Annotated in this window: 11 protein-coding genes; 1 reads left to right on the top strand and 10 read right to left on the bottom strand. The window is 64.2% G+C overall.

The window, feature by feature from the left end:
- Positions 1 to 72 precede the first annotated feature (72 nt).
- The gene (alaS, locus tag K8374_RS16595; RefSeq protein ID WP_224456432.1) at positions 73 to 2,697 is read right to left on the bottom strand and encodes an alanine--tRNA ligase; all 2,625 of its coding nucleotides are present in this window, start codon (positions 2,695 to 2,697) and stop codon (positions 73 to 75) included.
- A gap of 302 nt (positions 2,698 to 2,999) precedes the next feature.
- Here alaS and K8374_RS16600 point away from each other — a divergent pair, with 302 nt between their 5' ends.
- On the top strand, positions 3,000 to 4,172 hold the full coding sequence (locus K8374_RS16600; RefSeq protein ID WP_224456433.1) for a M91 family zinc metallopeptidase: 1,173 nt from the start codon (positions 3,000 to 3,002) through the stop codon (positions 4,170 to 4,172).
- 49 nt (positions 4,173 to 4,221) lie between these two features.
- Here the strand turns inward: K8374_RS16600 and astE are convergent, their stop codons facing one another.
- The 9 genes from astE to K8374_RS16645 form a co-directional block, all read right to left on the bottom strand.
- Positions 4,222 to 5,232, bottom strand: coding sequence for a succinylglutamate desuccinylase (astE, locus tag K8374_RS16605; protein WP_224456434.1), 1,011 nt, complete (start codon positions 5,230 to 5,232; stop codon positions 4,222 to 4,224).
- Between the two features lie 11 nt (positions 5,233 to 5,243).
- On the bottom strand, positions 5,244 to 5,531 hold the full coding sequence (locus K8374_RS16610; RefSeq protein WP_224456435.1) for a topoisomerase II: 288 nt from the start codon (positions 5,529 to 5,531) through the stop codon (positions 5,244 to 5,246).
- A 14-nt stretch (positions 5,532 to 5,545) separates the two neighbouring features.
- On the bottom strand, positions 5,546 to 6,895 hold the full coding sequence (astB, locus tag K8374_RS16615) for an N-succinylarginine dihydrolase (RefSeq protein WP_224456436.1): 1,350 nt from the start codon (positions 6,893 to 6,895) through the stop codon (positions 5,546 to 5,548).
- 23 nt (positions 6,896 to 6,918) lie between these two features.
- A complete protein-coding gene (gene astD, locus K8374_RS16620; RefSeq protein WP_224456437.1) occupies positions 6,919 to 8,382 on the bottom strand; it encodes a succinylglutamate-semialdehyde dehydrogenase in 1,464 nt (487 codons plus the stop codon).
- On the bottom strand, positions 8,383 to 9,408 hold the full coding sequence (gene astA / locus K8374_RS16625) for an arginine N-succinyltransferase (protein ID WP_084858288.1): 1,026 nt from the start codon (positions 9,406 to 9,408) through the stop codon (positions 8,383 to 8,385).
- Positions 9,409 to 9,468: 60 nt separating this feature from the next.
- Positions 9,469 to 10,488, bottom strand: a complete 1,020-nt coding sequence (aruF, locus tag K8374_RS16630; RefSeq protein ID WP_224456438.1) for an arginine/ornithine succinyltransferase subunit alpha — start codon at positions 10,486 to 10,488, stop codon at positions 9,469 to 9,471.
- A gap of 140 nt (positions 10,489 to 10,628) precedes the next feature.
- Complete coding sequence (locus tag K8374_RS16635) at positions 10,629 to 11,849, bottom strand: aspartate aminotransferase family protein (protein ID WP_224456439.1); 1,221 nt, start codon at positions 11,847 to 11,849, stop codon at positions 10,629 to 10,631.
- 529 nt (positions 11,850 to 12,378) lie between these two features.
- Positions 12,379 to 13,359 carry a transcriptional regulator ArgR gene (gene argR, locus K8374_RS16640; RefSeq protein WP_224456440.1) on the bottom strand — a complete coding sequence of 327 codons (981 nt, stop codon included), beginning with the start codon at positions 13,357 to 13,359 and terminating at the stop codon, positions 12,379 to 12,381.
- Between the two features lie 100 nt (positions 13,360 to 13,459).
- Positions 13,460 to 14,224, bottom strand: coding sequence for an ABC transporter ATP-binding protein (locus K8374_RS16645; RefSeq protein ID WP_084858292.1), 765 nt, complete (start codon positions 14,222 to 14,224; stop codon positions 13,460 to 13,462).
- Between the last annotated feature and the right edge of the window lie 19 nt (positions 14,225 to 14,243).

Consider the following 14,243-nt stretch of genomic DNA (forward strand, 5'->3'; position numbering starts at 1 on the left):
GCCTCAGCCCTCAAGGGCCCCAAAAAACCATCCAACATGAAGGGGCAGCGACTAGACCGCTGCCCCCTCATCTCAAAGTCCCTGCTCGGCGAACGGCACGGCCAGGGCCAGGGCCTTGTCCAACGCAGCGACGTCGACGCCACCACCCTGGGCCATGTCCGGGCGACCACCGCCCTTGCCACCTACCGCAGCAGCGGCTTGCTTCATCAGATCGCCAGCCTTGAGTTGGCCGGAGAGGTCCTTGGTCACGCCGGCCACCAGCACGACCTTGCCCTCATGCTCGCTGCCCAGCAGGATCACTGCGTGGCCGAGCTTGTTCTTCAGCTGATCGACCAGGGCCAACAGGGCCTTGCCATCCTGACCATCCAGGCGTGCGGCAAGAACCTTGGCACCCTTGACCTCAACGGCCGCGTTGGAGAGATCATCCCCGGCGGCGCTGGCGGCCTTGGCCTGCAGCTGCTCGAGCTGCTTTTCCAGCTGGCGGTTGCGCTCGAGCACAGCCGACAGCTTGTCGATCAGGTTGTCGCGATTACCCTTGACCAGTTGCGCGGCTTCCTTGACCTGCTCTTCGGCAGCGTTCAGGTAGGCCAGCGCCGCAGCCCCGGTAACCGCTTCGATACGGCGCACACCAGAGGCCACGCCGCCTTCGCTGATGATCTTGAACACGCTGATATCGCCGGTGCGCTTGGCATGGATGCCACCGCACAGCTCCACCGAGAAATCGCCGCCCATGCTCAGCACACGCACGGTGTCGCCGTACTTCTCGCCGAACAACGCCATGGCACCCTTGGCCTTGGCGGTTTCGATGTCGGTCAGTTCGGTTTCCACTGCAGTGTTCTTGCGCACTTCGCGATTGACGATGTCTTCCAGGGCCTTGATCTGCTCCGGTTTCACCGCCTCGAAGTGGCTGAAGTCGAAACGCAGGCGCTGGCTGTCGACCAGCGAACCCTTCTGCTGTACGTGCTCGCCCAGCACCTGGCGCAGCGCTTCGTGCAGCAGGTGGGTGGCGGAATGGTTCAGCGAGGTGGCGTGCTGCACTTCGGCATCGACCTTGGCCTCGACGGGCGAGCCGATGACCAGTGCACCGCTGGCAACCACACCGTGATGCAGGAAGGCACCACCGGTCTTGGTGGTGTCGCGCACGTCGAAGCGCGCAGCGCCAGCCTGCAAGTAGCCGGTGTCACCCACCTGACCACCGGATTCGGCGTAGAACGGTGTGCGATCGAGCACGACCACGCCCTGCTCGCCTTCACCCAGCTGGTCGACGGCCTGGCCGTCCTTGTACAGGGCAACGATCTTGCCCTGGCCTTCGGTGGCGTCGTAGCCGAGGAACTCGGTGGCGACGTCGACCTTGACCAGGCTGTTGTAGTCCATGCCGAAGGCGCTGGCGGAACGGGCACGCTCGCGCTGGGCCTCCATCTCGCGCTCGAAGCCGGCTTCGTCGATGCTCAGCTCGCGCTCACGGGCGATATCGGCGGTCAGGTCCATGGGGAAGCCGTAGGTGTCGTACAACTTGAACACCACGTCCCCCGGCACCACGTCGCCCTTGAGCTGGGCCAGGTCCTGCTCGAGGATGCGCAGGCCTTGCTCGAGGGTCTTGGCGAACTGCTCTTCCTCGGTCTTGAGCACGCGCTCGATGTGCGCCTGCTGGGCCTTGAGCTCGGGGAAGGCCTCGCCCATCTCGGCCACCAGGGCGGCGACGATCTGGTAGAAGAAGCTGCCCTTGGCGCCCAGCTTGTTACCGTGACGGCAGGCGCGACGGATGATGCGGCGCAGCACGTAGCCACGGCCTTCGTTGGACGGCAGCACGCCATCGGCGATCAGGAAGCCGCAGGAACGGATGTGGTCGGCGACGACCTTCAGCGAAGGTTGGTCGTCGTTGCTGCAGCCGATGGCCTTGGCCGCAGCCGACAGCAGGTTGCGGAACAGGTCGATCTCGTAGTTCGAGTGCACATGCTGCATGACCGCACTGATGCGCTCCAGACCCATGCCGGTGTCCACCGACGGTGCTGGCAGCGGGTGCAGGACGCCATCGGCAGTGCGGTTGAACTGCATGAAGACGTTGTTCCAGATCTCGATGTAGCGGTCGCCGTCTTCTTCTGGCGAGCCGGGTGGGCCGCCCCAGATGTCCGGGCCGTGGTCGTAGAAGATCTCGGTGCAGGGGCCGCACGGGCCGGTGTCGCCCATGGTCCAGAAGTTGTCGGACGCGTACGGGGCGCCTTTGTTGTCGCCGATGCGCACCATGCGCTCGGCCGGCACGCCGATTTCCTTGGTCCAGATATCGTAGGCTTCGTCGTCGCTGGCGTAGACGGTGACCCAGAGCTTTTCCTTCGGCAGGTTCAGCCACTTGTCGGAGGTCAGGAAGGTCCAGGCGAAGGTGATCGCATCGCGCTTGAAGTAGTCACCGAAGCTGAAGTTACCCAGCATTTCGAAGAAGGTGTGGTGGCGGGCGGTGTAACCGACGTTTTCCAGGTCGTTGTGCTTGCCGCCGGCGCGTACGCACTTCTGGCTGCTGACAGCCCGGGTGTAGGCGCGCTTTTCCTGGCCGAGGAAGCAGTCCTTGAACTGGTTCATGCCGGCATTGGTAAACAGCAGGGTCGGGTCATTGCCCGGAATCAGGGAGCTGGAGGCGACGCGAGTATGTCCCTGCTCTTCGAAGAAGCGGAGGAAGGCTTCACGGATTTCTGCGCTTTTCATAGGTTCTTCCACGGAAACGGCGGCCACACGTCGAATCGACGAAACGACGGCAAAGGGCGCCATTATATCCAGCCTGAACGGCGGATGCAGTGTGTTTGTACGTCGAGATGCCCAATCTGGGTGAAATTGTCATGCAAATAGCCCTTCGCAGGCTATACGGTTCATTGCCCGACGACAACGCCTCGCCCAACGCCCCTCCACCGTCATGCATTAGATAGCTACCACTCCGATGCCCAAGCAGCCCCATAGGCTGGCCAACGCAACACCCGTTGCGTCAGTCCACCCCTTAACGAGGCAAGCGCATGCATCCCAATCCCTCTTATTTCATTTCAGGAAGAGTCAGTGGCTTCCAGCAATGGGCCGATACGTCGACCCCGGGCAAAACCATCCATCAACTGTTCGAATACCGGGACGATACGCTGGATATCTTCCTGGAGCAGGTGTGGCTCGACGAAAGCAAGGCTCCCCACAAGCACCATATGGTCATCCAGGTCCTCGCACCAGATGCACGCATCGATATCTCGGCCTACGATTGCCATGTGCTGGCCGTCCTCGGAAACCAGCGCTTCATCCTGGCACCGACGCCCAGGCAGACCCTCATCGTCAATGCCCCCAATGGAAACACCCAGGTTCACGTGTCGAACGATGTGAAGACGCCCATGATCATCCGAACCGGAGCCGGCAGCAGCCGGATCACCACCGGCGGCGGTATCACGGAAGTCTTCACAGGCACGGGCGATGCCCGGATCACCGTGGGCCAGGGCCTGGCCTTTCTCGAAAGCGGCTCGGACAAGAGCCGTATCGACGGCCATATCCTGGTGGACGACCCGCATACCATGGGCGTCTATGCCCGCAACCAGGCCGGTGACGCCCGCTTCGAGCATCCCCTCGGCGCACCTTTCGATACGCTCGCCAGCGATAATTTCGAACTGGAAGGCAGCGACACCTTCAAGCAGACCGTGAACAACCACCTGGTTTTCCTTCGCCATACCGATTGCGGGCAACACCTGTTGACCGAACTGGCCCGAAGGGCACGGATCCGGGTCACCGAAACACGAGCCGCCACCCAGTTCTACCCAGAAGATTCAGACCCTAACGAAGCCGACCATCACATCCGGCAGGACAGCCGCCTGGAATGGGTATCGGGCTTCCCTGCCGAACGCGGCAACCTGGCCTTCAACCCGACCCGCTCACAAAGCGAGAACCTGCCGCTGTTCGACTTCTACCGCTGTCTTTGCGAGGCATACAACGCGTTCAATGGCACGACCCTGCCAGGTGAGGCAGCCATACGCACCCTTGACCGTAGGACTATCCGGGTCGCAAGAGCCCAGCTGCAGGCAATCGGCCTGCCGACCGGCATTTTCTTCGACCTCGACCAGGACATGACGACGCCGCAGAGCGATACCAATCCGGCGCCCTTCAACGAAAATGCCTTGAGGCTCGAACTCGGCGTGCCACTGCGCACCCACTATTGAAGGCAGCTGCGCATGACGAGCGTTGCGCTTGTCATGCGCAACGCTCACGTCATGAGCCCAGCCGTTGCCCAGAGTCCGGCACGATCAGTATCCCGGCCCGCAATCCGTTCCTGACCTTGGGGTTGGGGAAGATGATACGCGCCCCCTCCTCCTCGACGATCCAGCGCATCTCGGCCAGGTCTTCGGCCAGCAGGTAGCCCTTGCTCAGCTCGGAGAAGTTCTCGATATCCGCGGGCAGGTGCAGGTGGAAGCTGTCGCTGTGCTTGATGATTTCCCGGGCGACGCTGAACAATTGCAGGCCATCGAGGTTGTCGTCCCCCTCTGGCTCGGTACCTTCGATGATCTGCACCAGACGCGCCTGCAGGCGGTCGAGATTGACCTGCTGGTTCTGTCCGAAGGGCCGCGCCTTGCCCAGCTCCAGGGTGAACGCCTCGGCTTCCAACTGCTCGTAGGTGAAGGCACTGAAGGTGATCGACGACTTGCTCTGCAACAGCACCGCCTCCATGCCTGCAGCGCGCAAGCGCGCCAGTTCGCGCCGGGAATGCTGGCGCCCTTCTTTATAGGGATACAGGGCGAACTGTTCGATCTTCGAACCACGAATCGCCGTATGCAGGTCGTAGTGCAGGCGGGTGCGCCCGGGCAGGCTGAAGAACACCCGGGCGAACTGTTCCAGCTCCGCCGCGCGCAAGGCCTCGGCACCGCTGGACAACTCATGCCGGCCATTGAACAGGCGGTTGATGTCCTGCTCGACGAAACGCTCGCCCTTGCGGATGGCCTCTGGGTTGCCGAACAGGAACAAGACCCGTGCCCGCGGCTTGATCTCGCCCCGGGCCACGCCATGCAACAGGTCGTCGAGCAACTCGATGGGCGCGGTCTCGTTGCCGTGGATACCTGCCGAGAGCAGCAGGTCCAGCCCCGTGTCCTTGCCCTCGGGCGGGCGCACCTCGAGGGCGCCCTCGCCCAGCCAGCGCAAGCGCACGCCCCCGACGGTCACTTGCGTCTTCTCGGCCGGCTCATGGTCGGCCAGGGTCAGGTCAAGCAGTTTTCCGAGGGCGAGCATAGGGCGTTTCCTTAGTGATCGTGACCGCAGTCCGGGCCATGCACGTGGTCGTCGTCACCGACGTCGGCGGGTTCCATTTCCAGCTGCAGGCTGACCAGGTTGGTGGCCATGGGGCGCAGCAGCAGGTTGGCGTACTCGGTGTCGCCTTCCTCGACGTCGACGCCGATCAGCAGCTGGCCGCGGCCGTCCTGCTGGATCCATACCTCCTTGCCTTGCCAGACCACCGCAAAGCGGGTGCAGGAGGTTTCCAGCTGGGTGCCGTCGTTGTCTTCAAGGATCAGCCGCAGGGCATCGGACATTACAAGTTCTCTCTTCAAGGTTGGCGTTGGAACGGATAGACCGAGCCCAGCTTCAGGATCTGGGTCAGTTCATCCAGGGCCGTACGGCATTCGTCCAGCAGCTGCGGGTCGGCCAGGTCCGCCTCGCCCAGGCGATCGCGGTAGTGCTTGTCGACCCACTGGACCAAGGTGTCGTACAGCGGCGCGGTCATGATAACGCCTTGGTTGACCGCCGCCAGTTCATTGTCCTTCAAGGCCACGCGCAAACGCAGGCAGGCCGGGCCGCCACCGTTCTGCATGCTCTGCTTGAGGTCGAACACCTTGACCTCCTTGACCGGGCCGCCCTGGCTGGTCAACTGCCCCAGGTAGGACCAGACGCGCTCGTTGTTGCGGCACTCCTCCGGCACCACCAACAGCATGGAGCCGTCGTCGCGGCTGAGCAGTTGGCTGTTGAACAGGTAGGAGCGCACCGCGTCTTCCACCGTCACCGCCGCGCGAGGCACACGGATCGCCTGGAAGCTGCCGCCCTTGCTGGCCAGTTTAGCCTGCAACTGGCCAAGCACCGCGTCGGTCTCGAGGAAGGCATCCTCGTGGTAGAACAGCACTTCGCCGTTGCCCACCGAGATCACGTCGTTGTGAAACACGCCCTGGTCGATCACCGCCGGGTTCTGTTGAGCGTAGACCACACCGTCGTCGGCAAGCCCATGCAGGCGCGCCACGGCCTGGGAGGCTTCGAGGGTCTGGCGTGCCGGATACTTCTGTGGTGCGGGGTAGCGACTGTCGAAGGCGCTGCGGCCATAGACGAAGAACTCCACTCCAGGCTCGCCGTAGGCGCGGCAGAAGCGCGTGTGGTTGGCCGCGCCTTCGTCACCGAACTGGGCCACGGCTGGCAGGGCTTCGTGGTGGGCGAAATGCTGTTCGTTGGCGAACATGGCGCCCAGCACACGGCTGGTGGTCGGGTGCTCGATGCTGCGGTGGTATTTGCAGTTGAGGTTGGCGGCGGTGAAATGCACCCGGCCATCGGCAGTATCGGCGCTCGGGCTGACCGTGGCGGCATTGGCCACCCACATGCTCGAGGCCGAACAGCTGGCCACCAGCAGCGGCATGGCGTCCTTGGCAGCGCGGCGGATCACCTCGGCATCGCTGCCGGTGAAGCCCAGGCGACGCAGCGCGGCCACATCCGGGCGCTCCTGCGGCGCCAGCACGCCCTGTTTGAAGCCCATGTCGGCCAGGGCTTTCATTTTCGCCAGGCCCTGGCGCGCCGCCTCACGCGGGTTGGACTGCTGCTGGCTGTTGCTCTGCGAAGCTACGTTGCCGTAGGACAGGCCACCGTAGTTGTGGGTCGGCCCCACCAGGCCATCAAAATTCACTTCGTAGGATTTCATCGGCAAGGCTCCGAGACCTGTTGTTATAGGGTGACGCCCGGCGTCAGGGTCGCCGGCAGGGTGAGGCTGGCGGTTTCCAACGAGGCCACCGGATAGGCGCAGTAGTCGGCCGCGTAGTAAGCACTGGCGCGATGGTTGCCACTGGCGCCCACGCCGCCGAACGGTGCGCTGCTGGCAGCACCGGTCAGTTGCTTGTTCCAGTTGACGATGCCCGCGCGGCTGCGCAGCCAGAAGTACTGGTAGCGCGCACGCGAATCCGACAGCAGCCCGGCGGCCAGGCCGTATTGGGTGTTGTTGGCCTCGTCGATGGCCGCATCGAAGTCGGCGTAGCGGATCACCTGCAGCAGCGGGCCGAAGAATTCTTCGTCCGGGCGCTCGCCCACGGCGGTCACATCGAGGATGCCAGGGGTCAGCAAGGCGGCATCGGCCTGGGGCTGGGTCATCTCCAGCAGCGCCACGGCGCCCTTGCCCACCAGCTCAGCCTGGGCGGCCATGAGCGCGCGGGCGGCCTGCAGGGAAATCACTGACCCCATGAAGGGCGCCGGTTGCTGGTCGAACGCGCCGACACTGATACTGCGGCTGACCTCGACCAGGCGCTGGACCAGCGCGTCGCCCCAGGCGCCTTGCGGCACCAGCAGACGGCGGGCGCAGGTGCAGCGCTGGCCTGCGGAAATGAATGCCGACTGGATGATGGTGTAGACCGCCGCATCCACGTCTTGGACTTCGTCCACCACCAGGGGGTTGTTGCCGCCCATCTCCAGCGCCAGGATCTTGTCCGGGCGCCCGGCGAACTGCTGGTGCAGCAGGTTGCCGGTCCGGCTGGACCCGGTGAAGAACAGGCCATCGATGCCCGGGTTGGCGGCCAGGGCTACGCCCGTCTCGCGGGCACCCTGGACCAGGTTCAGCACACCGGCCGGCAGGCCGGCCTCGACCCAGCACTTGACGGTCAGTTCGGCCACCTTGGGCGTCAGCTCGCTGGGCTTGAATACCACGCAATTGCCCGCCAACAACGCCGGGACGATATGCCCGTTGGGCAGGTGGCCCGGGAAGTTGTAGGGGCCGAACACCGCCACCACACCATGGGGCTTGTGCCGCAGCACGGCGGTGGCGTCGGCCAGCGGCCCGCTCTTTTCGCCGGTGCGCTCGCGGTAGCTCTGCACCGAAATGGCGACCTTGTTGACCATGCTGGTGACTTCGGTGGCCGATTCCCACAGGGGCTTGCCGGTTTCCTCACCGATGCAGTGGGCCAGTGCATCTGCATTGGCCTTGAGCTTTTCGGCGAAGGCTTCCAGCACGCTGATGCGTGCATCCAGGCTCAGTTGCGCCCAGGCCGGGAAGGCCTGACGCGCCGCCTGCACGGCAGCCTGTACCTGGGCCTCGTCGGCGCCCTGCCCCTCCCAGACCACAGCCTGGGTGACGGGGTTGAGCGATTGCAGGGCCTGGCCCTGCCCGGCCTGCCACTGGCCGGCGATGTAATGGGTCGTCATTTACTGGGCCTCCCGGCTGGCGGACAGCGGCACGGCGCGCACATTGTCGCCGGCGCCCAGGCGCAGGCGCTTGGCGGTCTGAGGATCGACCACCAGGGTGCCGGCTGCCAGGCGCGCAGGCGCTGCGGTGATGCGGCAGTCCTCGCGCTTGCGGTTATGAATGAGATAAGGGGTGGCGTCGTCGCCCGGCGTGCCGACGGCCAACACCAGGGTCTGGCTTTCACGCACGGCGCGGATCTTCGACGTTTCGCACTCGATGGCCGGGCCTGCGTCGAAGATGTCGACGTAGCCCTGGTAGCTGAAGCCTTCGCGCTTGAGCATGGCCAGGGCAGGCTCGGTATCGGTGTGCACGCGGCCAATGACGTTGCGCGCAGCCTCCGAGAGGAAGCAGGTGTACAACGGGAACTTGGGCATCAGTTCGGCAATGAACGACTTGTTGCCCACGCCGGTCAGGTAGTCGGCCTGGCTGAACTCCATCTTGAAAAAATGCCGGCCCAGGCTCTCCCAGAACGGCGAGCGGCCATGCTCGTCGGACATGCCGCGCATCTCGGCGATGATCTTGTTGCCGAACAGCTCGGGGAACTCGGCGATGAACAGCATACGCGCCTTGGACAACAGTCGGCCGTTGAGGCCGGTGCGGTAGTCGCTGCGCAGGAACAGCGAGCACAGCTCAGAGTTGCCGGTCAGGTCGTTGGCCAGGAACAGGGTGGGGATCTCGCGGTAGATCTTCAGTTCCTGGGAAGCGCTGACAGTCAGGCCGACCCGGTAGTTGTACCAAGGCTCGCGCAGGCCGACGGCGCCGGCAATGGCGCAGATGCCGACCACCAGGCCCTCGTCGTTTTCCAATACGAACAGGTAGTCGGTATCGGCGCGCTCGGCTTCGCCACGGAAGCTTTTCTCGGCCCAGCCGACACGGTGCCCGAGGCGGTCTTCGTTGGCCGGCAAGGTGGTCAGGCCGGTGCCGGTGCTGCGTGCCAATTCGATCAGCGCGGGTAGGTCGCTGCTGCGTACGGGACGAACGATCATGCTATCTCCTTGTGCGGCGGTCTTTGCCTGCCGCGAATCTCTCGATACCGACCCTGGGGTTCAGACGGCGACCAGGCGGACGCTGCCACCTTCACCGACGCCCAGGGCGTCGGCAGCTTCACGGGTCAGGCTGACCGGCTTGCCCGGCACCCAGTCCAGCTCCAGCAACACCGCGCGGTAGTCCTGCAATTGGCCGTTGCACACCAGGTAGGCGCGCCCGCCCTTGATCGGGCTGTCATCGAGCTTGACCGGCACCACCCGGCTCTGGGCGATCGAGCGAATGCCCGAGGTGCGTGCGTGCAGGGTTGGGCCACCATCGAAGATGTCGATGTAGTGCTCGGTCTCGAAGCCTTCGCGCATGAGGATGTCGAACGTGATCTGCGCCCGTGGGTGGACCTGGCCCATGGCTTCCTGGGCTTCGTCCGGCAACAGCGGCACATAGATCGGGTAATGAGGCATCAACTCGGCGAGGAAGGTGCGGCTCTTCAGGCCGCACAGGCGCTCGGCATCGGCATAGTTGAGGTCGAAGAAGTTGCGGCCGATGGCGTCCCAGAACGGCGACTCGCCCTGCTCGTCGCTGTAGCCGACGATCTCGGTGACCACCGAATCGGCGAAACGCTCAGGGTGCGAGGCCATGAACAGCAGGCGGCCACGGGAGTTGAGTTCGGCCCAGCTACTGTTCACCAGCTCCGGCAAGACATAGAAGCTGGTCAGCAGGCTGTTGCCGGTCAGGTCGTGACACAACGACAACACATGGATCTTGTTGTGGATCTTCAACTCGCGCGAGGCGTGCACGAAGGTCTCGTTGCGAAAACTGTAGAACGGCTCGGAGTAGCCTGCCGAGGCGACGATCGCCGAGCAGCCGGCGAGCTTGCCGGTCTCGCTGTCTTCGAGCACGAAGAAATAGCTCTCTTCACCGTTGAAGCTCACTTCGGCAGCGAAGGAGGTTTCCGAGGCAGCGATCTTGTCGCCCAGGCGACCGGCGTCGTCCGGCAGCGAGGTGACACCAATGGGGCTGTCGGCAGCCATACGCTGCACTTCGTTCAGGTCCGCCATTTGCGCGGGGCGCATCACCAGCATGGTGTCACTCCTTTGGGAAAACAGGCCGACAGGTCGGCACGGAAAAACGACGGGCGCGGTGTTCAACGCGCGCCCGCTCTGGAATTCAGGTATCGCCGGCCCTGGCCAGGGTCAGGGCCGGCGAAGGGACCGCAGCGCTGTCAGCTCTGGGTCAGCTTGGCCGCGGCACGCTCGAAGCGCGCCAGGCCTTCGTCGATGTCGGCATCCTCGACCACCAGGCTCGGGGCGAAACGCACCACGTCCGGGCCGGCCTGCAGGACCATCACGCCCTCCTTCTCGGCGGCATTGAGGATGTCCTTGGCCTTGCCCTTCCAGGCGTCGGCGAGTACGCAACCGATCAGCAGGCCGACGCCACGCACCTGGGTGAACAGGCCGGACTGCTGGCCGATCTTCTCCAGACGCGCCTTGAAGCGCTCGTGCTTGGCCTTGATGCCCGCGAGGGTTTCCGGGGTGTTGACCACGTCCAGCACGGCGCAGGCCACGGCACAGGCCAGCGGGTTGCCGCCATAGGTGGTGCCGTGGGTACCGACGGCCAGGTGCTTGGCAAGGTCGGTGGTGGTCAGCATGGCGCCGATCGGGAAGCCGCCGCCCAGGCTCTTGGCGCTGGTCAGGATGTCCGGAGTGACGCCGTAGTGCTGGTAGGCGTACAGCGAACCGGTACGGCCCACGCCAGTCTGCACTTCATCGAAGATCAGCAGGGCGTTGTGCTCGTCGCACAGTTTGCGGGCGCCTTCCAGGTAGGCCTTGTCGGCCGGCACCACGCCGCTCTCGCCCTGGATCGGCTCGATCACCACGGCGCAGGTCTTGTCGGAAATCTGTGCCTTGAGTGCTTCCAGGTCGTTGTACGGCACGTGGCTGATGCCGGTGATCTTCGGACCGAAGCCGTCGGAATACTTGGGCTGGCCACCGACGCTGACGGTAAACAGGGTGCGACCGTGGAAGCTGTTCACGGTGGCGATGATCTCGTGCTTCTCGGGGCCGAAGCGGTCATGGGCAACGCGACGGGCCAGCTTGAAGGCGGCCTCGTTGGCCTCGGCGCCGGAGTTGCAGAAAAAGGCGCGCTCGGCGAAGGTCGCGTCCACCAGCTTGTGGGCCAGGCGCAGGGCCGGCTCGTTGGTGAAGACGTTGGATACGTGCCAGAGGGTATTGGCCTGTTCGGTCAGGGCCTTGACCAGCGCAGGGTGGCAATGGCCCAGGGCGTTGACCGCGATACCGCCGGCGAAGTCGATCAGCTCGCGCCCGGACTGGTCCCAGACGCGGGAGCCCTCGCCTCGCACAGGAATGAAGGCCGCCGGAGAATAGTTGGGAACCATGACCTGGTCGAAATCGGCACGTTGCACCGGGGCTTGCTCAACGGACATCTGAGTCTCCTGAAGAGGAACGCTGGCCTGGAAGTGGCGAGCGATGAGGGGATTGTAAGGACTGATCGGCGCCTGTCCTTGCTGCCAGGCGACAACTTGTTACAGCGCTAAACCTTGTTTTACAGAGGTTTTCGGCAATGCGACAAACACTGTCGCAATCGCGCAGTGTAACGGGAGAGAGGGATTGGGTGAACGGCTGTTCACACAGGGAAGAAGAACACGTGTACCGCCCTCGCTGGCAAGCCAGCTCTCAAAGAACAACGCATGACCATTTGATTCGCGGCATCCTGTGGGAGCGGGCTTGTCCCGCGATTAGGCCGGGCCCGATATCACCGTCGCCTGGCAAGGGCTTCGCCCTTGATCGCGGGACAAGTCGGACCGCCGCACCGCCGCTCCCACAGGGGCAGCATTGGCCGCTTGTTCTCTGCGCGACAGCGCAGCCCGAAGGGCTGGGTGATTTCCCACAGTGATTTCGCAAGTCTTGAGAGTGGCGCAATCTCGGTGGAAGCTGATACGAGCAGCTTCGGACTCAGCCTTTCTCCGCCGGCGCCGAGCTCAACTCGAACGGGCTGCTGCTGCGTCGCTGGTTGCGGTCTTCCCGTGGCGTTGCGCCAAAGAAATTGCGGTAGGCACTGGAAAAATGCGGCCCCGAGGAGAAGCCGCACGACAAGCCGATCTGGATGATCGACTTGCTGGTCTGCATCAACATCTGCCGCGCCTTGTTCAAGCGCAGCTCCAGGTAGTACTGGCTCGGCACCCGGTTGAGGTATTGCTTGAAGATTCGCTCCAACTGGCGACGGGACACGCAGACATGCTGGGCGATCTCGTCGGTGGTCAGCGGCTCTTCGATGTTCGCCTCCATCAGCAGCACCGCCTGGGTCAGCTTCGGATGGCTGGAGCCCAGGCGATTCTGCAGCGGAATACGCTGGCGCTCGCCACCTTCGCGGATACGCTCGACCACCAACTCCTCGGACACCGCCCCCGCCAGCTCCGCCCCGTGGTCACGGGCCAGCACCGCCAGCAGCAGGTCGGTCACGGCCATGCCGCCACAGGCGGTCAGGCGATCACGATCCCAGTCGAACAGGTGGCTGGTGGCGATGACCTTGGGGAAACGTTCGGCGAAGTCGTCCTGCCAACGCCAGTGCACCGCCGCCCGATAGCCATCCAGCAAGCCCAGCGCCGCCAGCGGGTACACCCCGGCGGACAACCCGCCGATCATGCAGCCACTGCGCGCCAGTTGCTTGAGCGCAGCGGACAACGCCGAGCCCATGGCGGATGGCGGCTCGTCCGCCAGCAGAAACAACTTGTGACAACCTTCCAGGCGGCCATTCCACGGCTCGCCAGGCAAGCGCCAGTCACCATCCGGGCTGGCATCGGCTTGAAGGAAGGCCAGTTCGTAGACCACATCCGGGTGAACCCGCTGGGCCACCCGCAACACTTCCTCGGCCAACGCCAGGGTCAGCGGCCGGGTGCTCGGCCAGATGAGAAATCCGATTCGCTGGGTGGTCATAGGGCGTGGTCCGAAACCTGGGTTCGTTCGAGTCTGTGGCGCCGGGTCAGGCTGCGCTTCGCTGCGCAGCATGCCCTATTCTGGTGCAAAGGTGCAGCCTTTACTTCAGGCTGCCGGAGAGAAACTGCTTGAGTCGCTCCGACTGCGGGTTGACCAGCACTTCGCGCGGGCAGCCCCGCTCCTCCACCAGGCCCTTGTGCAGGAACACCAGCTGGTTCGATACCTCACGGGCAAAGCCCATTTCGTGGGTCACCACGACCATGGTCCGGCCTTCCTGGGCCAGCGACTGCATGACCTTGAGCACATCGCCGACCAGCTCCGGGTCGAGGGCCGAGGTCGGCTCATCGAACAGCATCACCTCAGGCTCCATGGCCAAGGCACGGGCGATCGCCACGCGCTGCTGCTCACCGCCGGACATATGCCCGGGGAAGGCATCCTTGCGGTGGGCCACGCCGACCTTGTTCAGGTAGTGCTCGGCCTTTTCCAACGCTTCCTTCCTGTTCACGCCCAGCACATGCACCGGCGCTTCGATCACGTTCTCCAGCGCGGTCATGTGCGACCACAGGTTGAAGTGCTGGAACACCATCGACAGGCGCGAACGCATGCGTTGCAGTTGCTTGGGGTCGGCGGCCTTCAGCGCACCGTCCTTGCCAGCCACCAGCTTGAGCTCTTCGTTGTTGAGCAGGATCTTGCCGGCATGGGGCTGCTCGAGCAGGTTGATGCAGCGCAGGAAGGTCGACTTGCCCGAACCACTGGAGCCGATGATGCTGATCACATCGCCCGCCTTGGCCTCGAGCGAGACGCCCTTGAGCACCTCATGGCTGCCGTAGCGCTTGTGCAGGTCTTGGACTTGGAGTTTGTACATGCTGTCGGTTCTCACAGAG

Origin of the sequence: Pseudomonas sp. p1(2021b), from assembly GCF_020151015.1 — a bacterium.
Lineage (GTDB): Bacteria > Pseudomonadota > Gammaproteobacteria > Pseudomonadales > Pseudomonadaceae > Aquipseudomonas > Aquipseudomonas putida_K.